This window comes from Methylicorpusculum sp. (assembly GCF_030651835.1).
Taxonomy (GTDB): Bacteria; Pseudomonadota; Gammaproteobacteria; order Methylococcales; family Methylomonadaceae; genus Methylicorpusculum.
This window is the reverse complement of the sequence record NZ_JAUSBX010000097.1, coordinates 1-21,486: the sequence shown is the minus strand read 5'-3', so window position 1 is coordinate 21,486 and position 21,486 is coordinate 1. Positions and strand designations below refer to the sequence as shown.

Genomic DNA, 21,486 nt, shown 5'->3' with positions numbered 1-21,486 from the left:
AGCTCCAGCTTGGGAATGCCTACCCTCAAGCTCAGCTTGATGAACATCTGTTTCTGAGCAAATTAAAGCTATGGGCCATAGGCTGCGTTGAGAATAGGAACCGCATCAAACGCGACAGATGCGATTCGTGCCTCACCGCATGCTACCTCGCTGGATTTGCGAATTACCTAACAAATAGAATATTGCGGAGGTCTATTCAAGCATGCACATCGATACTTTGAGCAGGTATTGAAGCAGATTCCAATAATTGTAAAACCGCCTCCCCTTGTTGCTCCTGGATATCTTGTGCTTTATTCAACACAGCAAGCTGAACTTGCTGCCCCGTTTTTTGAACTGACATTAGTGTTGCGAGTGATGTAATGGATGAAACAGAATCAAGCATGGCAATCTCCTTTTAAGCGTTAATCAGACTGATACGGTTATCGGCATACACAGCAAAAAACACAGTCACTCTTTTGATATCTCGTTACCAAGCTCCAGATTGGGAATGCCTACCCTCAAGCTCAGCTTGTCGAACAGCTGTTTTCTGTGCAAATTAAAATATGGGTCGTAGCCGCTATAAAATTCTGAACGAAGCCTATCCTTACTTCCACACCTTGACGGTTGCTGGTTGGCAGCCCGTTTTCACCCGGCCGGAAAGTGTGCAACTATTGTTCGATAGCTTCATTTGGTTGCAGGAAAACACCGATTTCAGACTCCATGCCTATGTGATCTTGGAAAATCACTTGCATTTTATTGCAAGCGGTAGTCAGCACAGCAAGCGCATCCAACAATTCAAATCATTTACTGCAAGACAGATTCTCGATTTATTAGAACAACGCAAAGCAACAACCTTGCTGAGTTATTTTGCGTATTACAAACGCAAACACAAAACCGAAAGCCACTATCAGTTCTGGCAAGAAGGGTCACATCCGGAAGAAATGAGTAATGACACTATGCTGATGCAGCGATTAGCCTACATTCATAACAATCCTGTCAAACGGGGTTATGTGGACTTGCCAGAACATTGGCGTTATTCAAGTGCTCGGGCTTATGCAGGGCAAGACGCTTTGTTACCTGTTGTTTTGCTGCATTAAAATACCAAGCAGAGCTTGAAGGTAGGCATTCCCAAGCTGGAGCTTGGGAACGAGACAACGAGTCGTGTAACTGGCGCGGCTTCCGGCCGGCCTAGTTCACGTGATAGTTAGCCATCTTTAAGACACCGAATCACCGGTGTTTTGCTGCAATATCTTGAGTAGCATTCGAAGTGTGACTATTTCGCGCCGTTGAAACTCGCTTACCACATGCGGAAGACGCAAATTGATCTTTTCGTCACAACTATAAAATAAACATCGATTCTTAAACGACATTAAACGTCCCTCGGTGCTTTGATCCGGAAAAAGGATGAACTTTTCTATAACAATTCCATTTTCTGTAACCTTATATGCCTTCGGCATATCATCAAGCAATCCGTCATGTATCACATGGTTTCGGACGGACTCGATTTCCCGGACAAGCATGCAGTCCTCAAAGAGCGTGTCTTTCGTCCCTTCGATAGAAATTTGTTTTCGATCCCCAAACTGCACTTTCTTTGATGCCAAACGCGGGTAGGCGGAAAAGTCGGTCTTTATCTTCTCTATCTCAATGCCAAGCTTCGTAATGTAATCAAGCAAGCTGTGCAGACGGATATACATAAACCCAAGGGTGGCATGGAGGTTTGTCACTACAGGAGACGTCATCCACCTTATTCCATTTTCTTCCATTTCTGACGGCATCAAGAAGAACTCATCAAGGTTCAAAGCTCGGTAAAACTCACCTTGTAGCTGAATCACTTCCTTGCTGCATTCTTGGATTCCACTGACCAGTTTGCGGCAATCAAATAGGTAGAGGGCCATATTAACCTCTTTGCGACCTAATTTACCTAGAAGCTGTTCGAACTGACCTTTAGAAAGGCGAGACTCTGAATTCATCCCCGCCTCATAAACGAATGGTGGGCAGATCTTCAAGAATTCGTAGTACAAACTTAGATCGCCGAATATTGATACTGCAAATGCATCATGAATCTGTACGCATTCTCGCTCGATATCGTGTAGAAGGTTGCCTCTAAAGGGGACCCAAGTACCCTGTGGCTCGCGAATAAAATAGATCTGATCAGGATTACTTGGCGTATTCGTCGGTATTCCATTCAAGGAAAGGTAAACAGGTCTAGTTGAAACTTCCATTTCTTTTCGCAGCTAACAAGTTATTAAGCTGTTAACAGTATATCTACCGCGAAACCTGGGTTGCAACACTAAATTTTTGAACTGCAGTGTTTTTCCATTCCGTATCTCATCCAAACTGAGCCAATAGGTGAAATTTTAGGTTGTCATGTTGACCGTTACCGCATCCTTAAGTCAGGCGTTTGAGTTGAAGCTTAGGAATAAGCACAAAATAACCTCCACAAGCTTGACTGTGTGTGGGGTTCGGTGGATCGTCTGACAGGACGCCGTGAATAAGTCCGTGTCGGCTTTACGGCAGCTCCATGTCGCCGACACCTGCCATCGAGCAACCGAGACCTACATAAAATAGGGAAGTTATTTATGACCGAATCCTAAGTCATGGACAGCGTACCTGCTGCCCAAAACTTAACCATACTCTCGGACCTCGCGACCACGAAACCCACCGGTTCAATATCTCGTTCCCAAGCTCCTGCTTGGGAATGCCTACCCTCAAGCTCTGCTTGACGAACATCTATTCCGAACAAATTAAATCTATGAGCCGAAGGATACGGTGAGGCACGAACCGCATCCTTCGCGTTTTTCTCTTGAAACCACATCCCTAAATAACCAGCGCCGGTGCAAAATGAATCCGATTGTGCCGATAGTTTAGGCTTGGGCCAGTTGTTGATATTAAGTATTAAGGGTATCCATTAAATCAATCATAAATTCCATCTCTTCGTCTTCGACGTTGATTAACGCATCAAAGCCCAAATTGTTTAATACGTCCTGTCCTTTTTCATCCGAAGGCATGGCTAACAGTAAATCACGTAGTTCGTCACGGCGATCAGTCAGTCTGGGGCCAACCATCAAAACATGTTGAATCACGCCTATTTGACTATGTACCAGCACTTTAAGCTGCTTTTTGATCATTCCGGACAAATCATCAAACGCTTCCGCTAAAAAAATACCGGCATCCGCTTCGCCTCTCAATAATTTTTTAGCCACTAAAACATAGGTGTCGCAGAGATGTAAGTCGATATTGCTGCTGGTCAAATCGGCAGGCTCCAGCATAATCATGCCCATTAATCGTACATCCGGGTCTTCGGTGGCCGCTACTCGGGTACCCGGCGCCAAATCGGCGACATCCTTAGCAGGACTTTCGGCGTTGACGGCAATTATGGCTTCGTCGGATAAGCCGTGGGCTTTGACCAGCGGCAGAAAACCCCTTTCCCGCACCAGCATTGCCGCATCAAATGGATTGGCATAGATCAAGTCAATCTGATCTTTAACAATCGCCTCATGTTGCGCCTGAAAGCTGTTGTACATTTCAAGATGGATGCCCTCTCCCAGCTGTTTCTGCAGCCAGGTATTAAAGATGTACCAGCCGGGAAGATGATCAGGGGTAAAATCAGGACTAACCGTAAGCCTAAAAGTCATAAGGGCGCTCCGTTCTGTTACATCAGAGTAGGGTATAGTTTGATACATTCTTCCACTTTGGAGCGCGAGGGCTTTCGCCGGACGGAGGTATAACCGACTATTTGTCCTTTCCGGATATTGGGAATGACCGTTGCCTTAACCCAATAATAGCCGCCGTCTTTACGCAGGTTTTTTACAAAGCCTTGCCACTTTTCGCCTCTCAATACCGTGTCCCATAAATCTTTAAACGCCGCTGCGGGAATATCGGGATGCCTTAAAATTGAGTGTGGCGCATTGATCAACTCCGCTTCCGTATAGCCTGACATTTCAACAAAAGACTGATTGACGTGCGTGATAATGCCATTGGTGTCGGTGGTCGAGACTATCAGTTTTCCGTCAGGGTAGGGCGTCTCCACCTCTGAATACAAACATAACCTTTTGATGCCGCCGTATAAATCAAGCATGACTTCCTTGTAATCACCGATGATATCTTCGGGCTTCATATCGTTAATCATGGAAATATTCTCCTGTGCCGTTTTCAGCAGAGCCATTCAAGATCAATTTGCAGCAAGAATTTTGTGTTTACAATAATTCGGCAATGCTGCTCGCTGCCCTTTTTACATCAAGAAAAATCAGTCCCAGTTTGGCATTGGGTTTGGCAAGAACGGTTAAAACAGCCTCATCGCCGGCATAAGTCATCAATACATAACCTTTAGCGCCTTTGATTAATACTTGCTCTAATGTACCTCTGGCCAATTCCTGCGCGGTTCTGTCACCCAAGGACAACATGGCGGCACTCATTGCACCCACTCTGTCTTCGTCCATCCCTGCCGGTAATACCGAAGCGATCATTAAGCCATCGGTTGAAATGACACCGGATGCTTCTATATCGCCCGATGTCCCGTTTAAGTCTGTTAAAACAAATGTCAACATATCTGCTCGCATAATGTTTTTCCTCAAAGTCGTTAAATTAAAATTGTCTGTTAATTCGCGTAACGAATGGTTAACGCCCACACTAACGACACAAATTCAGGCTGGTTAAAATGCGGAATCCCGGAAACAGCCACAACAAAACGGTTTTTACCGATAAATAAAGGCCAAAAACCGACCTGACTGTTGCCAAACGAATCAACCACTGACCAGGCATGACTGCCCAGCCCCATGTTATTCAATAAAAGACCGGACCGGCGTTCGTGTACCGTCGCAATTTCCGCACTTAATGCGGACAGTTCTTCAGCGACCTCATGCGGGAAACCCTGAGTTACAAGATAAAATCCTTGCTGGTCGGCCAGCAACACTTTGCCTTTTTCTGAAAGTGGCCCGAGAAAACCCGGCAAAATTTCTTCCAAAGCACCATCAGGATAAGTCAGCGGCTCTTTCAGCCCTTGTATCCAACCCAGTTTTTGACAGTGATAAAGCTGATCCAGGCATTTTGCCTCTTCGTCCAACTCCATCAGCTGCGCCAGTATTTCACCTGTCAATTCCGGTGTCTGCCGTTGTAACTGCAAATTTCTAAGAAACTGCCGTGCCCGATCAGCTTCTTTGGTCGATACCGTAGCGTAGGCACCGGCGGGGGTTGGGTAAAGATAAAGCCCCTGATTCAGCGTGTACTGATTCATTATTCTTCCTCTAATCCGGGATCCAGCGTAAACAGCAACGATTGCACCAAAAGGGATACATCGTTTTTTACTCGGGCATCGACTGCAAAAACCGGTGGCGTGATACCCAGCACTTTAAGTTGCAGATGGTAATCGTCGATAGTTGGGGTCGCACTGATATCCATTTGTGTAACACCGATTGCTACTCCGGTTTCGCCGATAAATTTGTCAAACGCGTCCAGAAAGAACTTCATATCCTGAAAAGGGTCACTGCGGGTATTATCCAACAGCAAAATAAGTCCGATACCGCCGGTGACCAAAATATCCCACATAAAATCAAAGCGTTCCTGGCCTGGCGTGCCATACAAATGAATTTTTTCGCCCCCTGCCAAATGGATCAGGCCGTAGTCCATGGCTACGGTGGTTGACGACTTTCTGGCCTTGGTCATGTCGCTGGCGGCAGCATCCGTTTTTATTGGCGGCACATCACTGATGGAATTGATTGCGGTTGTTTTGCCTGCGCCAACCGGCCAATTTCCAGACGAAAGCGTCAATGCTGTGAAGTTTTTCCGGCGCCAGCGTTAAAGCATCCGGATCAACGGTAAAAGGCTTAAACGAAAAATGGGCATGATGTGCTTCTTTTTGCTTTAGACCGGCAAAGGCTCTGATCTGCTTTTCGTCCGCATCGACCCAAATTTCATGGGTTTTAGGCAACAAAATGAGTGGCTTCCAACCGAAGTCAAACGTCAGCATCTCCTGTTTTTCGATGCCGGTTTTAACCGCAGATAAAATACCCCCTAGAAAATATTCATCCGGGTTATAGGTGGCCTGCGCAAATTGCGCAGGGTCATTGACGTCCAAGCCAGAGACACTACCAATATAAGTATTGAATGACGCCTCGGTCATTTGCACCGCGGTTTGATGCTTGGAACTGTTGTTTGGGCTGGAATGAGGGTATATTTTTAAGCTCTGTATTTTCGCAGCAGGGACCACCTCCACCTCCTTGTAAGTTAAGCGGCTCGGAAGATAGGGCGCTTTTTTGATGATCATTTGCCAAGCCCGCCGGTTTAATCAAGGCTTTTTTTGGCCATGCCCAACGCAGCAATCATCTCATCCGTTTTCACCGGTTTTTTGAATCCGCGAGGAAATAAGTTTGCCATCAGGAATTCATTAACAGATCAAAAAATCCCAATCGCAGAGATTTCTGTTGCCACCTATACTTGTTCATTTGTATACCTCTCATAATAAGCACAAAAGGAATCTGCAATGAATTGGTTTAGTAATTTAAAAATTGCCCGCAAAATCATGTTGTCTACAGGTCTTCTCATGCTGTTGATTCTGTTGACAGGAAGCGTTGCCCTCTATGGTTACAATGCCATGCGGGCATCGCTGCAAACCGTTTATACGGATCGATTGGTTCCGTCGCTTCACCTGGGGGAAATCATGGATTTGATGAATGCCAATATCCGAGAGGTGCTGCTGGCTATTCAGCATGATCCGGTAGTGCCAGTTTCAAAAGCACACGAGGCAACCCATCATATCGACCGTCATATTCAAACTGTAAAAGACAATATTGAAAAGATCAGCGCAATCTGGCAAACCTATACGGCTTCAGAAATGACACCGGAAGAGAAGCGCTTAGCTACCGAATTTTCAGTGACCCGTGAAGCCTTTGTTAAGAAAGGTTTATTGGAAGCACTGAATTTACTGGAAAAAGAAGATTTTGAAGCTGCCGCGCTGCATATGGTAAAAACAGCGTTACCGCTGTTTAAAACCGCTACCGACAATGAAAGACTATTGTTGCACTTGCAGCAGGATGTCGCCAAAGCTGAAATGGAACGGGCTAATTTGATGAATGAGCAATTCATCGGCCTGATGATAGGCGTAGCCATCATGGCCTTCCTGGGATTATTCATCTCATTATGGATATCCAGGCGTATTACCGGACCATTAAACACAATAGTGGATATTGTCGGGCAAGTGGCTGAGGGCGATTTAAGTGTAGCTATCGATATTCATAGTCAGGATGAAGTGGGTCAATTAGGCGAATCGCTCCGTAACATGTGCGACCAGCTCAGCAGGGTTGTTACCGAAGTCCGATCCGGTTCCGATAATCTATCTAGCGCATCACAACAAGTCAGCGCTACCGCACAAGGAATGAGTCAGGCGGCCACCGAACAAGCTGCCAGCGTAGAGGAAACCTCAGCATCCATTGAACAGCTGCAGTCCTCGGTTCAGCAGAACGCTGAAAATGCCATGGCAACTGAAAAAATATCCAGCCAATCCGCGAGTGAAGCAAAACAAGGAGGTGAAGCGGTTAACGAAACGGTAAGCGCGATGAAAAATATTGCCAAAAAAATTGGCCAAATCGAGGATATTGCCTATAAAACCAATCTACTGTCTCTGAATGCTGCGATTGAAGCGGCTTCAGCCGGTGAGCACGGTAAAGGCTTTGCTGTCGTTGCTGCTGAAGTCAGAAAACTGGCTGAAAGCAGCCGAATAACCGCTCAGGATATCAATGAGCTGGCCATAAACAGTGTCTCCATTGCGGAAAAAGCAGGTTTGATGATTAATAACGTGGTGCCAAGTATCGTCAAAACATCTGATTTAGTACAAGAAATCACCGCCGCATCCACTGAACAGTCCAGTGGAATCAGTCAAATCAATGAGGCTATGCGGCAACTGGATAATGCGACTCAACAGAATGCCGCGGCCTCCGAACAACTGGCGGCAACCGCAGAGGAACTGAACGGTCAGGCCGAGCAACTTCAACAAGCCGTTGCTTTTTTAAAAATTGAGTAATCGTAGGAGCGGGGGAATAAAAAATTTATAATTTTCAATCGATCCAATCCCAATGACGGTCATCAAACGAATGCTCTCGATTCTGCTGCCTTATCTGCTGCTGCTCCTTGCGGTGTTTTTGTTACAACGCAATCTTGTATATTTCCCCGAAAAGCATTCAACCATCAAGCAGCAAGAGTTGGCAGATCAGCTAAATCTGAAACGTTGGCCGTCAGCTGACACGTATCTCGGGCTGATGTCCAAATCACTTAATCCAAACTATAAAGGTACAGTCATCGTCTTTCACGGCAATGCGGGCTCTGCACTAGACCGTAGTTATTATTTTGACGCGCTGGAAAAGCTGGATTACCGTGTCATTGTGGCAGAGTATCCGGGCTATGGCGCCAGAGAGGGAGCTCCCTCTGAACCGGCATTGCTCGCTAATGGCCTTGAAACCGTAAAAATGGCACTAGCCGACTTTGGCGGCCCGGTTTTTTTGTGGGGCGAATCGCTTGGCAGCGGGGTCGTCGGAGCCATTGTAAAGTCAGGTCAAGTGCCCATTAAAGGTATTGTATTAATGACGCCGTTTGACAGTCTGGCCAATGTTGCCCAACACCATTACTGGTTTCTTCTGGCCAAATGGTTAATCCGCGACAAGTTCAATACGCTTAATAATTTGCATGATTACTCAGGGAATACTGCGGTTTTAATGGCTGAAGATGATCAAATCATCCCCAATAAAAACAGCTTAAAACTGTTCAACTCACTACCCCATCACAAGCGGCTCTGGACATTCAAAAATGCAGGCCATAACAGCCTGCCTCTGTCACCCAATTTACCCTGGTGGCAAGAGGTCATGCATTTTGTGGCGGGAGAAAAAGAGGTATTTCTTTAATCGCCTATTCTTAGCCGCTTTTTCAGTCTTTCAACCCCCTTCAAAAAGTTCTCAACCAAGCTTCGGCCAGGACTTTATTGGGATGCATGAGTTTCCGGATAATCACAGTTCAAACAGGCAACATAGAAACATAACGTTATACTTGCCATTTTGTGTTCAATAATTCCAAATTCCCGATAAATCCAAGGCATAACGCTAAGCATGAACTTAATAAAATTGATCGTATTGCCTGTCCTTTTTTTACCTATCCTTTTATCCGGCTTACTTATCCTGGCATTGGAAGATGAACCTAAACTAAAAAAACAGGCCGATATGACGCCGGCGCGGATCGCCAGAGTAAAACAGCTCATTCAAATGAACGATCCTCGCAGATTAAGGTCTGGCGCGGTTGTCATGGCCAGGCTAAGACAGGAAGAACTGGATTTGGCCGTCAATTATTTTGCGAATCAATATGCCCAGGCTGTTGCGGGCCTGGTGATCGAAAAAGGCAGGGCTATTGTAGAAGCCACAGTAACATTACCCGCCAATCCGTTTGGCCGTTTTATCAATGTTAAGCTCGAAATCAAACAAACCCAGAAACTGCCGCTGATTGAACGTTTGCAGCTAGGCGACTTACCGATCCCTGCCGTTTTAGCGAATAACGTGGTCAACTATCTATTGGCGAATAGCCAAACCTTATTTGATTGGCAAGAATTTAACAAAACCGTCAGGAATATCAGGTTCGAACCCCGGCAGTTGGTCATCACGTATCAATGGCGAACTGACTTGCCGGCCCGGTTAAGCGGCATATTGCTTTCCCCGCAGGAGCTGAGTCAAATTGAGTTTTATCAAAGGCGTTTGGCCGAATTGACACAAAAAAGCCGTCCTCCCATTAACTTAACGGACTTAATGCAACCCCTGTTTAGCGAGGCTAAAGAGCGCAGTCAAAACGGCGAGGCCGTAAAGGAAAACCGGGCAGTCATATTGGTACTCGCTTTTTATGCTAACCAGAAGAATTTAAGCAAACTCATTTCACAAAGCAAAACCTGGTCACGTCCTAATTGGAGATCGGTAAAGCTCCAGAACCGTGAAGACCTGACCAAGCATTACCTGGTTTCTGCACTATTGGCTGCTTATGCCGGTACGCCCTTGGCGGATGCTGTTGGGTTATACAAGGAAATTGAGGATTCGAAAGGCGGCAGCGGCTTTTCGTTTATCGATATTGCCGCCGATAGAGCAGGAACGCTCATGGGCGAGCTGGCTGTCGCCGGCGAACAGCAGGCAAGGCAGGTACAATCGCTACTGGCAACGGGAGCTGAAAGCGATATTATGCCGAAGACATCCGACTTGCCTGAATTTATCTCGGAAGCCGAGTTTATGCGCCGGTATGGCGGCACGCAAGGAAAGGCCTATCAGCAAATGATGAATGAAATCGAACGCCGCATCCTGGCTTTACCGGTCAACCGCAGTTAGTCGAGTAAAGAACAGGCTTTAGCCTGGTCTTAACTCTGCTGGACCAAATAATTTTCGCATCTGCTCACCCGTCCATTTTATTGGGCGTAAGTGATTTATTGAAAAAGGCCTCTGCAACAAGACTGTTGCAGAGTGCGACAGAGACGTATCACGCGTCGTTTGAAATCAAATACCTACACCCTCAATTGAAAGCGGGCGAGTAATTACAATTTTTCTAAATTGATAAGACGCTTGTCCGTTCAAACAGCTGATAACCCACTTCACCTGCTTTCTTTTGTTTGAGCTGACGCCAATTGTCAGGCAATCCATTTAGCACCAGATCAGCCTCGGTCTCTACATAGATTTTGGCCGTTTTCGTCAACCAGTTTTTATCTTCCAGCCATTGACAGGTTTGCAGTGCCAGATTTTTAGAAAAAGGCGGATCAAGAAAAACCACGCTGAAGGGTTCGGAATTGCCCGCTAAAAAACGGAAAACATCACTGTTGATTACTTTGATCTGATTCGCTCCCAAATGAACACAATTTTCATGCAATTGCCGGCAGGCTTCCTGATTATGCTCGACCTGAACCACCAGTGAAGCACCTCTGGAGGCTGCCTCAAAACCCAGAGCACCGCTGCCGGCGAAAAGATCGAGGCAGCGGCTACCGGGTATATCGTAATGCAACCAGTTGAAAAGTGTTTCTCTAACTCGGCCGGGAGTCGGTCTAAGCCCCGGCGCGTCGATAAACGTTATTTGGCGGCTACGCCACTCACCGCCAATGATTCTAATTTTATTTTTCACGCAGCTTGACGGCTTCTCCGACCGTCACGGTTTGCAGTAACTTGGGGTCAACGCGGCGCTTGAAAGCATCTTTAATGTCGTTAACCGTCAACGCCAGGACTTTTTCGGGAAAAGTATCCAGATAATCCAGCGGCAAGCCATAAAAACCAATCATTTCCGCATAACCGGCCAGTTTGCTGTTGGTGTCAAAGCGCATTACAAATCCGCCGGTTAAATTTTTCTTGGCCGCTTCAAGCTCAGCTTCTGTCGGCCCTGTCTCAATAAAATCCGCCAGTGTTTGCGTCATGACATCCAAGGCTTGTTGAGTTTGATCATTACGGGTTTGCAGTCCCATGCTGAAAGCCCCTTTTCTAAACATCGGTGCAAATGAGCTGGATGCACTGTAAGCCAAACCGCGTTTTTCCCTGACTTCCTCAAACAACCGGGAGACTAAACCACCGCCACCCAGAATATGATTACCTACGTACAGCGCAAAATAATCCTCGTCTTTTCTGTGCATGCCAGGTATTCCTGACAAGACATGGGTTTGCGTGGAAGGAAATTCAATATGCTGCAGCTTGGCATTTGCAGGCAAACTGACTTCCGGAATATCGGCCGGTTTTTGTCCTGCAGGCAACTCAGCCAATAAATCTTCTGCAGTTTTGGCAGCTTGTTTTTTTGTTAAATCCCCGACAATCACGACCAAGGCATTAGCGGAAACGTAATATTGCTTGTAAAACTTCTTAAGATCGTCCGCAGTCAAGGCGGTAACGGTTTCAATTTCACCGGCAGATGAATGTGCGTAGGGATGATCACCGTAAACGACTTTATTAAAGGTTAAGTCAGCTAAAGCCGAAGGTGATGACTCCCGGTGTTTTAAGGCCGCCAATGTACGATTTTTTTCTCGGTCAAAATCAGCCTGATTAAAGACGGGTTGGGTCAAAATTGTTTTCATCGTTTCAACCGCCTTATCGAACAAAGGCGGATCGGTCAATGTACGCAGCGATAATGAAGCGGTATCTCTGGACACGCTGGTTCCGAAATTGGCGCCGACGCTTTCAAACCGCTGCGCCAGTTCGTCTGCGCTCCATTTACCGGCTCCTGTATCGAGTAAACCCGAAGTTAAGGCGGCGAGTCCATGCTGCGCTCCATCTCGGGCGCTTCCGGCATCGAAGGTAATGCGTATATCCGCCATCGGCAAATCCTGCGCATAAATGTAAAATACGCGGCTGCCCTTAGGAGTCTGCCATGTTTCAATTTTTGCAGCAGCCCAGTTCAGCGGACTGATTGCCATCAATACTAACAGTAAAAAAATACGCATCAGTTGGCTCCCTCATTGGTTTTTTCAGTTTTCTGTTCGGCAATGGGTTGAGGATCAAGGTAAGCGACGCTTAACGAATCATCCTTAAAGTATTTTTGAGCCACTTCCCGCACTTGTTCTGCAGTAACCTCACTGACTTTCTTGACGTACTCTTTCTCTTTTTGCCAGCCTAATCCAACAGTTTCCAGCATCCCCATTTGCATGCCTTGATAAAACATGGAATCGCGTTCGTAAATTGCGTTCGCCAAGACCTGAGCTTTGATTCGTTGTAATTCGTCTTGTTTTACCAGCTCATATTTCAGCTTTTCAATTTCTTCTTTCAAAGCAACTTCTAAATCATTAGCGGTTTTTCCTTGAACCGGAGTTCCTTCCAGCATGAACAACTCATCCAATCGTGAGGCCAGTCCGTAACCGGCACCCACCGATACAGCCAATTGTTTGCCTCTGACCAGATTGGTTTCCAATCGTGCGCTACTACCACCGTCTAAAATGCCGGCCATGACTTCCAGTGCGTAAGCTTCCCATTCATGCTCGGAGGTCTTTAGCACCGGCACTTTATAGCCCATCACCAAATAGGGAAGCTTGGCAGGAACTTTGACCACCATTCTTCTGATGCCCAATTGGGGAACTTCCTGTTGCGGCTTAATGGCTACAATTTCACTGGGTTTGAGTTCGCCAAAATATTTTTCGGCCAGACTGAAAACGGCTTTAGGCTCAACATCGCCAACAACCACCAAGGTCGCATTGTTAGGGGCATACCAGCGCTGATACCAGGCTTTTAAATCTTCAATCGTATAATTTTCGATATCGGACGGCCAGCCGATAATCGGATTTTTATAGGGACTGTTGGAATAGGCCATCGCGGTAAAGTGTTCCTGCGTCTTGGCCCTCGGATTATCGTCCGTGCGCATCCTGCGTTCTTCATAGACGACTTGCAATTCCTTTTTCAACTCTTCATCCAGCAAATTCAGATTGCGCATACGATCGGCTTCCAGTTCAAAACTCACTGGCAGGCGCGATTTTTCCATGGTTTGAAAATAAGCCGTGTAATCTCTACCGGTAAATGCATTTTCATTACCGCCATTGGCCGCTATGATCCGCGAAAATTCACCGGGTTGCAGTTTGTCGGTACCTTTGAACATCATGTGCTCAAGCATGTGTGATATTCCGGTAATACCGTTGGGTTCATAGCTGGAACCTACCTTGTACCAGACTTGGGAAACCACTACCGGTGAGCGATGATCCTCTTTGACCAGAATTTTTAAGCCGTTTTTAAGCTGATGTTCGTGTACTTTGGTTTCCGCATTCACTGATGATGCGCCTATGACCAGCATGAGCCCCAGGATTTTTACATATTTCATAACGTCCTCTTTGTAGAAATGTTAGCGCTTCCGACTATTTCATTAATCAATAGTTCACTGTATTCTATTTCAAAATGACCTCGTTGAGATTGATTAAAAAATGAATAGCAAGACCATAATTCAGCCACCGCTCTGGAAAAGTTATCTGGTCCTTTGCAAGCCCAATGTTGTTGCAGAAATGCTTTTTACTGCAATTGTCGGCATGTTGTTGGCGGTGCCCGGTTTACCACCTCTGGATTTAGCCTTTTGGGGCATCATCGGCATTGCCTTGGCCGCCTCATCCGCTGCAGCGGTCAATCATTTCATTGACCGTGAAATTGATATAAAACTTAACCCTCAGCGACCATTACCCCAAGTTTTTTTACAACCTAATCAGGTGTTGATTTTTGCTGCCATTCTAGGTGTCGCGTCAATGGTCGTCTTATTGGTGTGGGTCAACGTGCTTACAGCGGTGCTAACCTTTTTATCCATGTTCGGCTATGCGATCATCTACACGCGCTATCTCAAAAGAATGACGCCGCAAAATATAGTGATCGGCGGCGCATTCGGTGCGACCCCTCCTTTATTGGGCTGGTGCGCCATTACCAACGAGATACACCCTTATGCCCTGCTGTTGGTCTTGATCATTTTTGTTTGGACGCCCCCCCATTTTTGGCCGCTGGCAATCGCAAAAAGAGAAAAATATGCGCTGGTCAATATCCCGATGCTGCCGGTTACGCATACCCTGGAATTCACTCGCCTTCAGATTTTGTTGTATACCATCCTTTTGCTGATTGTCACCTTACTACCCTATTTGACGGGCATGAGCGGGCTTATTTATCTGGGCTTTGCCGTTCCGTTGGGGCTGGGTTTCATCTATTTTGCACTGTTGATGATGCGTACCAAAGACGACAAAACCGCGATCCGAACGTTTGTTTATTCCATCGTTTACATTACGCTGATGTTTGCCGGGCTTCTTGTCGATCATTATGTACCCATGCTCAGAGCGATCTAACGATGCCGATGCAAGCTTTCGACAAAGAAGAACATCCTTTCGCACCGTTTATCCGCATTCTGGGTAAAGGTAAAAAAGGCACGCGGGCACTGACCCTTGATGAAGCTTATCAGGCCATGCACATGATCATGGCCGGTGAAGTGCTGCCTTCTCAACTGGGCGCTTTTTTGATGTTAATGCGGGTTAAAGAAGAAACGCGCGAGGAACTCGCAGGATTTGTTCACGCAGCACGCGATTCGTTTACTCTGCCGCAGGACACATCACCCGCTGACCTGGACTGGTCGTCCTACGCCGGTAAACGGCGGCACTTACCCTGGTTCCTTTTATCCGCATTGCTGCTTGCCGAAAATGGCGTCAGCGTTTTTATGCATGGTGCAGGCGGGCACACAAATGGCCGAATTTATACTCAAAACGTCTTACGCTATTTAGGTATTGAGGCGGCCACCTCTATGCAGGAAGCGCAACAACAGCTGCTTTCAAATAAATTCAGCTATTTGTCACTGGAACATTTTTGTCCGCAGCTTTTTGAAATCATTGAACTGCGCCGCATTATGGGCTTACGGTCACCGGTTCATACCCTGGTCCGCCTGCTCAACCCTTTCAATGCCGCTTACAGTATCCAGGGCATTTTTCATCCCGGTTACCGCCAGGTTCATCAGGAAGCGGCTTTATTGCTCAATCAGCCGCATGTGTCGGTTTTTAAAGGGGAAGGCGGAGAAGTAGAGCGAAATCCTGATGGCGATTGCCTGGTTCAAAGCGTCCACGAAGGCGTTTTATCTGATGAACTGTGGCCTGCGTTATTTCAGCGCCGTCATATGAAACCGGATGATCTTGACCCTCAGCAATTAGTTTTGTTTTGGCGAGGACAACTCAATGATGAATATGCCGAGGCAGCGGTGACAGGCACAGCCGCTGTTGCATTAAGATTGCTGGGCAAGGGAGATACTCAGGAGGACGCTTATGCCCTGGCGCATGATTATTGGAACAACAGAAATAAACAAAGGTTTTAACTAAACGTTACTCGATCTTGGCCGGGCAAATCGCGGAACCCCTTTAACAAAGGTTTTTTCCAGGTAAATATACTCCAGCCCCATCAAGGTCTCGCCATCCTGGTGCTTGACCCACACCACTTTAACTTCACCCAGCATATCCAGGCGTTTAAAATCGAATGCAGCCACAGTACCCTCATCAACCAGGATGTGCTGCGGCAAACGAATCATTAAACCGTCTACTGATACATTAACCGTCATAAAATGGCAGCGCTCACCATTCAAAATAATAAGCCCGGGCGCTGACATGCTTTTCCGGTAAACTTGTCTTTCGTAAAACAAATTATCAATGTCATGTTCGATTGTCCGAAACTCCATAGCCAGATACAAATGCCCGTCAATAATATCTGATCTGACAATCTCAACTTCTCCAGCCAATCGCATCTCATGCAGGTAAACATCAGCCAACGGCTTCATTTTGATCATCTCAAATAATTCAGCGACTTTGTGTTCCGGCTCTTTGGTAGCAAGTTCAGCCAGCATACCGGTAATGGAGATATTGCTCAGCGTAATCTCATACTCTTCGCCGCCAAGATAAATAAAACCGTGTGAGGTTAATTTTTTTCGATAAAAACGTTTTTCGTATGACATAAATTACCTTGCATCTCTTGGGTACGTCAGATTTTGGTGGCATCATAGACACGGCGATCAGAGCAATCTAAAAACCGGTAATACGAGACACTTAAGCATTACACTCATTGAACTTGCCCATTCGGCCGCTTAATCTCTGTTTTCTAACTGAGAAACCGGAGTTTTAAACCCAATATAAAGTTCGAATCATTATTCTAGTTGATTATCCGGCTTTGTCGCCTGTCTTAGCTGAGGATTATTTGGCTACACGTTATGAATAACAACCATTCACCCGCACTACAATTTCCTGCTTCATGGATTTTAATCAAGTTGAAATATAGTCTACTACTTTTATCTGTTTTTGCCTTATCCGCCTGCACATCTTCGCCGCCCAAAAACCCCGATAATATCTGTTCAACCTTTATTGAAAAGCCTGATTGGCTTAAAAGCACCCGCAAAACCCATAAAAAATGGGGCACACCGATTCCGGTTCAAATGGCTTTCATTTATCAAGAGTCTCGTTTTGTGGCAGACGCACAGCCACCTAGAACCCGACTTCTAGGCTTTATTCCCTGGTTCAGGCCAACTAGCGCGTATGGTTACGCGCAGGTACTGGACGGAACTTGGGATGATTATAAAAAACATACCGGCCGTTTGTTTGCCAGCCGCAGTAATTTTGCTGACGCAACGGATTTTGTAGGTTGGTATAACCATATCAGCCACACCCGACTGAGTATTCCTCTAGGGGACGCAAAACAGCTTTATCTGGCATATCACGAAGGCCATGGCGGTTTTAGACGCAAAACTTATTTACGCAAAAAATGGTTATTGAATGTAGCAGATAAAGTTGCGGGGCGATCTCAGATGTACCTTAAACAAATGTCACATTGTCAAAATGATTTAAAAGGCACATCGTGGTTTTTTTGATAGACTATGCGCTCCATTACAATTAGAAAGGAGAATCCGTGAGTAAACTTTATACCCGCGCTTTTTCGATTTTTGCCGCCATACTGATAGGATTTACTGTGTTTTCCATAGCCAACGCAACCACACCGGAAGAAAATAAAGCGGCAGGCATCGCGTTTCTAGCCGAAAATGCCAAAAACCCCGCCATAAAAACAACCACTAGCGGTTTGCAATATGAGATAGTCACTGAAGGCTCAGGCGCATCACCCGCTGCAACTGACAGTGTCACTGTTCATTATAAAGGCACTACCATTGATGGCACTGAGTTTGATAGTTCATACAGCCGCGGTGCTCCTGCTACTTTCCCGCTAAACAGAGTGATTGCAGGCTGGACTGAAGGCGTTCAACTGATGAAAGAAGGAGCAAAATACCGTTTCTACATTCCTGCTGAATTAGCTTACGGAACCCGAGGAGCCGGCCCTAAAATCGGTCCTAATTCCGCTTTGATTTTTGATATCGAACTGATTAAAGTCGAATAAGCGGTTCACTACTTATAGAAAAGCTCAAGGTGCAAGGCAATCAACTTCACCTTGAGCTTTTTTTTGCCCAAACCATTGCCCCTTCCACAAGCATATGAATACGTTTCAATTGTTTGCCACTACACCCAAAGCCATGGAGCAGATTCTAGCTGAGGAACTTAAACAATTAGGTATTACTGATGCCAAGTTAACCGTTGCCGGTGTTGCCTTTGAAGGCTCACTGGAAACCGCTTACCGGGTCTGCCTGTGGTCAAGAATTGCCAACCGGGTTTTACTGGTACTGAGTACTTTTCCTGTCCTTAATCAGGAGGATCTTTATAACGGCGTAAAAAAAATCAACTGGTTCGAACATATGAAACCGGACGATTCAATGGCTGTGACATTCAGCGCCAAAAACTCTAAAGCTATCAACAACACGCACTTTGGCGCGCTTAAAGTCAAGGATGCCATCGTTGACCAGATGCGAGCCAAATTCAATAAACGCCCCGATATAGACACAGAACAACCGACAATACGCATCAATGTCTATCTGAATGGCGAAAACGCGCAATTGAGCCTGGATCTTTCCGGAGAAAGTCTACATAAAAGGGGCTATCGCGATACTCAAGTCAAAGCGCCGATAAAAGAAAATCTGGCCGCAGCTATCTTACTGCGCGCAGGATGGCCCGACATCGCCAAACAAAATGGAACACTGATAGACCCGATGTGCGGCTCAGGTACCTTGCTGGTCGAAGCCGCCATGATAGCCGCTGATTATGCTCCCGGTCTGCTGAGAACGCATTATGGCTTTTTAGGCTGGAAAAAACATGACGCCGCATTATGGCAAAATTTGCTCAGTGAAGCCGAATTACGCAGAAACACCGGTATTGAAAAACTGCCCGTCATTGTCGGTTTTGATAAAAGCACTCAAAGTATCAATGCGGCATTGACGCATATCGATAACGCCGGATTGAGCCAAAAAATTCATGTCGAACGCCGTGACATCGTAGATGCAGAACCCGCCTCCGACTGGAATCCGGGATTGCTGGTGTGCAACCCTCCGTATGGCGAGCGCTTGGGGGATGAGGACTCGACATCCGAACTCTACCGTCAATTCGGCGAAATATTAAAAAGCCGATTTAAAGGCTGGCGTGTCGCCCTCATTATAAGCAACTCGGAACTTGGCTTCAGGCTGGGCATACGCTCACAAAAACCTATCACACTTTATAATGGCGCCCTGGAATGCACACTGTTGCGCCTCACAGTGGATGAGCCTGCGTTCTTTATACCGAAACCCAAAAACAGAGAAGAAAAGCTGCTTCAGCTTGCTCAAAACACGCCGTCTGAATCAGTCGACAACAGCGCTGAAATGTTTGCCAACCGGGTCAAAAAAAACCAGAAAAAACTGGCGAAATGGGCAAAGCAGCAGAATATTCAGTGTTATCGCGTTTATGATGCCGATTTGCCGGAATATGCTGTCGCGGTTGACCTGTATCAAGGCGACAAAACCTGGATCAATGTTCAGGAATATGAACCGCCAAAAACGATAGACCCCGACAAAGCCGATCAGCGTCTGGCCAGCGTTATAGCAGAAATACCCAAGCTCTTTTCGATTCCCGCTGATCAGGTTTTCTTGAAAATCAGGCGTAAAAAGCAAAACAAGGATCAGTATGAAAAGCAGGGGGATCAAGGCCGGTTTCATGTCATTGAAGAGGGCGGTTGTAAACTCCTGGTCAATTTTGAAGATTATCTGGACACGGGCTTATTTTTGGATCATCGGCCGATTCGCGCCAGAATTCAGCGGGAAGCTAAAGGCAAACGTTTTCTGAATCTGTTTGCCTACACCGGGAGCGCTACGGTTCATGCGGCAATGGGCGGCGCTCAGTCGACGACCACAGTGGACATGTCTAATACCTACCTTGACTGGGCTCAGAAAAATCTGGCTTTGAATGGCATAAAAGGCAATCACGAAATTATTCAGGCCGACTGTAAAACCTGGTTGCAGACTGAAGCGGACCGGCTTTATAAAAAACGGCAATATGATCTCATATTCCTGGATCCTCCTACATTTTCCAACTCAAAACGGATGGAGGATGTATTCGATATTCAAAACGATCATGTAGAATTGATTTCAGATGCGGCAGCACTTATGGCACCGGCGGGTGTGCTCTATTTTTCTACTAACTTTCGACGTTTTAAAATGGACCAAGAAGCGCTCTCGGGATTGGTAATTGAAGATATATCAGCGGCAACACTGCCGGAAGATTTTGCCAGAAATCCAAAAATCCATTATTGCTGGAGAATTCAGAAATGCTAAAACAAGTCAGGATATTGGTTTCAGGACGGGTGCAAGGCGTTTATTTTCGGGCTTTTACCCAAAAGAAAGCCAAGAAACTCGCTATTACCGGTTATGCAAAAAATCTTTCCGATGGCCGTGTTGAAATCGTTGCATCAGGCTCCGAAGAGGCCATTGATCAATTAATCAAGTGGTGTTACAAAGGGCCCATTACTGCGCGTGTTGATCATGTGGAAACGGAGTCACTGAACGGGGAAGCAATACCTCCCGGTTTCAACGTGAGTTAAACAGCCAGACACATCTTACCGATTTTCGGGCTTGTACTTAAAAGTTAAACACCGAAGCCTTAACTACCGGCATTTCAATTAACCATTCACACACGGAGTCATTATGGCTGTTAAATCCAAGCGGCTTTTTCCATGGCTGATACCTGCGCTGATGTTTGCATTTGCTCAACCGGTTGCGAGCGAACAAACGAGTCATCAGGCTGCACCTAACGGCTTACAGATTCCAAAAAACTATAAGGACTGGCCGGTTTTAGGCGTCTCGCATAGAACCGATAAAAACTCATTAAGAGTGATACTGGGTAATAGTGTTGCGATAAAAGCGGCCCGAAACGGTCAAACCCATCCATGGCCGGATGGCACGATCCTGGCCAAACTGGTATGGAAGGACAGCGAACATCCGCTCTGGCCTGCAGCCACAGTTCCTGGCGATAAAGAACATATTGAATTTATGTTTAAAGACAGCAAAAAATTTAAGGCTAATAATGGCTGGGGCTATGCACGCTGGGTAGGAAAGGATCAAAAACCCTACGGAACAAATGCTCAGTTTGACCTTGAATGCCACAGTTGCCATACCACCGCAAAAAATTCAGACTTTGTTTTTACCAGACCGGTCAAACTGCCTTAACTCAAAAAAGGCAGGGCCACACGGTGCATTAGCGATAGCATAATGCAGCCTATCCCCAAGGAAACGCTTTGTTTTTATGCTTAGGTGAATGCCTCGTGTAATCATGACCAAAGCGCTGCTTGATTATGAAGATGTTTCAGCTTTAACTCTTTTTCCCTAGCCGACCGCGTCATTTGGGCAGGGATTGCCTAAATCCAGGCGCCATGGATAGGATAGCTCGAAGTTTACCAACGATGAGGCTTGACGGCAGCATCCCTGCTGCCGACACCCCCGCAAAGCTTACACCTCCCACTTTTTTATCATCAAACCGGGAATTGCTTCTATAAACTCGAAACCTTTGTAAGGGATACCGCAGGCATAAAAATCCCGTCATAATGGTGATTTTGCGAAATACCTCAGGCCGACAAAGATGAAAGAAGCCATTGCCCCGTCCGTCATGTTTACAGAAGAGCTTTCGGAATTGATTACCCGCTTGGTAAA

23 protein-coding genes are annotated in these 21,486 nt (G+C 46.2%); 11 read left to right on the top strand and 12 right to left on the bottom strand.

Going from position 1 to position 21,486, the window contains the following annotated elements:
- Positions 1–196: 196 nt before the first annotated feature.
- Positions 197–382 carry a YjfB family protein gene (locus Q7V32_RS13220; RefSeq protein WP_304897454.1) on the bottom strand — a complete coding sequence of 62 codons (186 nt, stop codon included), beginning with the start codon at positions 380–382 and terminating at the stop codon, positions 197–199.
- A gap of 160 nt (positions 383–542) precedes the next feature.
- Between Q7V32_RS13220 and Q7V32_RS13215 the strand changes: the two genes are divergently transcribed.
- Positions 543–1,076, top strand: a complete 534-nt coding sequence (locus Q7V32_RS13215) for a transposase (protein ID WP_304897453.1) — start codon at positions 543–545, stop codon at positions 1,074–1,076.
- 117 nt (positions 1,077–1,193) lie between these two features.
- Here the strand turns inward: Q7V32_RS13215 and Q7V32_RS13210 are convergent, their stop codons facing one another.
- The 7 genes from Q7V32_RS13210 to Q7V32_RS13180 form a co-directional block, all read right to left on the bottom strand.
- Complete coding sequence (locus Q7V32_RS13210) at positions 1,194–2,201, bottom strand: hypothetical protein (RefSeq protein WP_304897452.1); 1,008 nt, start codon at positions 2,199–2,201, stop codon at positions 1,194–1,196.
- Positions 2,202–2,867: 666 nt separating this feature from the next.
- Positions 2,868–3,614 carry a phosphate/phosphite/phosphonate ABC transporter substrate-binding protein gene (locus tag Q7V32_RS13205; protein WP_304897451.1) on the bottom strand — a complete coding sequence of 249 codons (747 nt, stop codon included), beginning with the start codon at positions 3,612–3,614 and terminating at the stop codon, positions 2,868–2,870.
- 17 nt (positions 3,615–3,631) lie between these two features.
- Complete coding sequence (locus Q7V32_RS13200) at positions 3,632–4,108, bottom strand: PAS domain-containing protein (RefSeq protein WP_304897450.1); 477 nt, start codon at positions 4,106–4,108, stop codon at positions 3,632–3,634.
- Between the two features lie 67 nt (positions 4,109–4,175).
- Positions 4,176–4,538: a roadblock/LC7 domain-containing protein gene (locus Q7V32_RS13195; protein ID WP_304897449.1), complete on the bottom strand. Its 363-nt coding sequence runs from the start codon at positions 4,536–4,538 to the stop codon at positions 4,176–4,178.
- Between the two features lie 38 nt (positions 4,539–4,576).
- Positions 4,577–5,212, bottom strand: coding sequence for a hypothetical protein (locus Q7V32_RS13190; protein WP_304897448.1), 636 nt, complete (start codon positions 5,210–5,212; stop codon positions 4,577–4,579).
- On the bottom strand, positions 5,212–5,676 hold the full coding sequence (locus Q7V32_RS13185) for an ATP/GTP-binding protein (protein WP_304897447.1): 465 nt from the start codon (positions 5,674–5,676) through the stop codon (positions 5,212–5,214). The genes Q7V32_RS13190 and Q7V32_RS13185 overlap by 1 nt, the downstream gene beginning before the upstream one ends.
- 1 nt (position 5,677) lies before the next feature.
- A complete protein-coding gene (locus Q7V32_RS13180; protein WP_304897446.1) occupies positions 5,678–6,241 on the bottom strand; it encodes a hypothetical protein in 564 nt (187 codons plus the stop codon).
- Between the two features lie 216 nt (positions 6,242–6,457).
- Here Q7V32_RS13180 and Q7V32_RS13175 point away from each other — a divergent pair, with 216 nt between their 5' ends.
- From Q7V32_RS13175 to Q7V32_RS13165, 3 genes are all read left to right on the top strand, one after another.
- A complete protein-coding gene (locus Q7V32_RS13175) occupies positions 6,458–7,993 on the top strand; it encodes a methyl-accepting chemotaxis protein (RefSeq protein WP_304897445.1) in 1,536 nt (511 codons plus the stop codon).
- 52 nt (positions 7,994–8,045) lie between these two features.
- Complete coding sequence (locus tag Q7V32_RS13170) at positions 8,046–8,867, top strand: alpha/beta hydrolase (RefSeq protein WP_304897444.1); 822 nt, start codon at positions 8,046–8,048, stop codon at positions 8,865–8,867.
- 201 nt (positions 8,868–9,068) lie between these two features.
- A complete protein-coding gene (locus tag Q7V32_RS13165) occupies positions 9,069–10,319 on the top strand; it encodes a hypothetical protein (RefSeq protein ID WP_304897443.1) in 1,251 nt (416 codons plus the stop codon).
- Positions 10,320–10,533: 214 nt separating this feature from the next.
- Here the strand turns inward: Q7V32_RS13165 and rsmD are convergent, their stop codons facing one another.
- The 3 genes from rsmD to Q7V32_RS13150 are packed head-to-tail and all read right to left on the bottom strand — an operon-like array spanning position 10,534 to position 13,761.
- Positions 10,534–11,100, bottom strand: coding sequence for a 16S rRNA (guanine(966)-N(2))-methyltransferase RsmD (gene rsmD / locus Q7V32_RS13160; protein WP_304897442.1), 567 nt, complete (start codon positions 11,098–11,100; stop codon positions 10,534–10,536).
- Positions 11,090–12,400: a pitrilysin family protein gene (locus Q7V32_RS13155; RefSeq protein ID WP_304897441.1), complete on the bottom strand. Its 1,311-nt coding sequence runs from the start codon at positions 12,398–12,400 to the stop codon at positions 11,090–11,092. The genes rsmD and Q7V32_RS13155 overlap by 11 nt, the downstream gene beginning before the upstream one ends.
- Complete coding sequence (locus Q7V32_RS13150) at positions 12,400–13,761, bottom strand: pitrilysin family protein (protein ID WP_304897440.1); 1,362 nt, start codon at positions 13,759–13,761, stop codon at positions 12,400–12,402. Before Q7V32_RS13150 ends, Q7V32_RS13155 begins: the two co-directional genes overlap by 1 nt.
- A gap of 100 nt (positions 13,762–13,861) precedes the next feature.
- Between Q7V32_RS13150 and cyoE the strand changes: the two genes are divergently transcribed.
- On the top strand, positions 13,862–14,755 hold the full coding sequence (gene cyoE, locus Q7V32_RS13145) for a heme o synthase (RefSeq protein ID WP_304897439.1): 894 nt from the start codon (positions 13,862–13,864) through the stop codon (positions 14,753–14,755).
- A gap of 2 nt (positions 14,756–14,757) precedes the next feature.
- The gene (locus Q7V32_RS13140; protein WP_304897438.1) at positions 14,758–15,765 is read left to right on the top strand and encodes a glycosyl transferase family protein; all 1,008 of its coding nucleotides are present in this window, start codon (positions 14,758–14,760) and stop codon (positions 15,763–15,765) included.
- Here the strand turns inward: Q7V32_RS13140 and Q7V32_RS13135 are convergent, their stop codons facing one another.
- Positions 15,766–16,395, bottom strand: a complete 630-nt coding sequence (locus tag Q7V32_RS13135; RefSeq protein WP_304897437.1) for a PilZ domain-containing protein — start codon at positions 16,393–16,395, stop codon at positions 15,766–15,768.
- Positions 16,396–16,647: 252 nt separating this feature from the next.
- Here Q7V32_RS13135 and Q7V32_RS13130 point away from each other — a divergent pair, with 252 nt between their 5' ends.
- The 5 genes from Q7V32_RS13130 to Q7V32_RS13110 all read left to right on the top strand — a co-directional run bounded on the left by Q7V32_RS13130 (position 16,648) and on the right by Q7V32_RS13110 (position 21,006).
- Positions 16,648–17,301, top strand: coding sequence for a hypothetical protein (locus Q7V32_RS13130; RefSeq protein WP_304897436.1), 654 nt, complete (start codon positions 16,648–16,650; stop codon positions 17,299–17,301).
- A gap of 38 nt (positions 17,302–17,339) precedes the next feature.
- A complete protein-coding gene (locus Q7V32_RS13125) occupies positions 17,340–17,819 on the top strand; it encodes an FKBP-type peptidyl-prolyl cis-trans isomerase (protein ID WP_304897435.1) in 480 nt (159 codons plus the stop codon).
- A 94-nt stretch (positions 17,820–17,913) separates the two neighbouring features.
- Positions 17,914–20,115 carry a bifunctional 23S rRNA (guanine(2069)-N(7))-methyltransferase RlmK/23S rRNA (guanine(2445)-N(2))-methyltransferase RlmL gene (gene rlmKL, locus Q7V32_RS13120; RefSeq protein WP_304897434.1) on the top strand — a complete coding sequence of 734 codons (2,202 nt, stop codon included), beginning with the start codon at positions 17,914–17,916 and terminating at the stop codon, positions 20,113–20,115.
- A complete protein-coding gene (gene yccX, locus Q7V32_RS13115) occupies positions 20,109–20,381 on the top strand; it encodes an acylphosphatase (protein WP_304897433.1) in 273 nt (90 codons plus the stop codon). The genes rlmKL and yccX overlap by 7 nt, the downstream gene beginning before the upstream one ends.
- Positions 20,382–20,484: 103 nt before the next feature.
- Positions 20,485–21,006 (top strand): cytochrome P460 family protein, encoded by a 522-nt coding sequence (locus Q7V32_RS13110; protein ID WP_304897432.1) that lies wholly within the window; start codon positions 20,485–20,487, stop codon positions 21,004–21,006.
- Positions 21,007–21,486 lie beyond the last annotated feature (480 nt).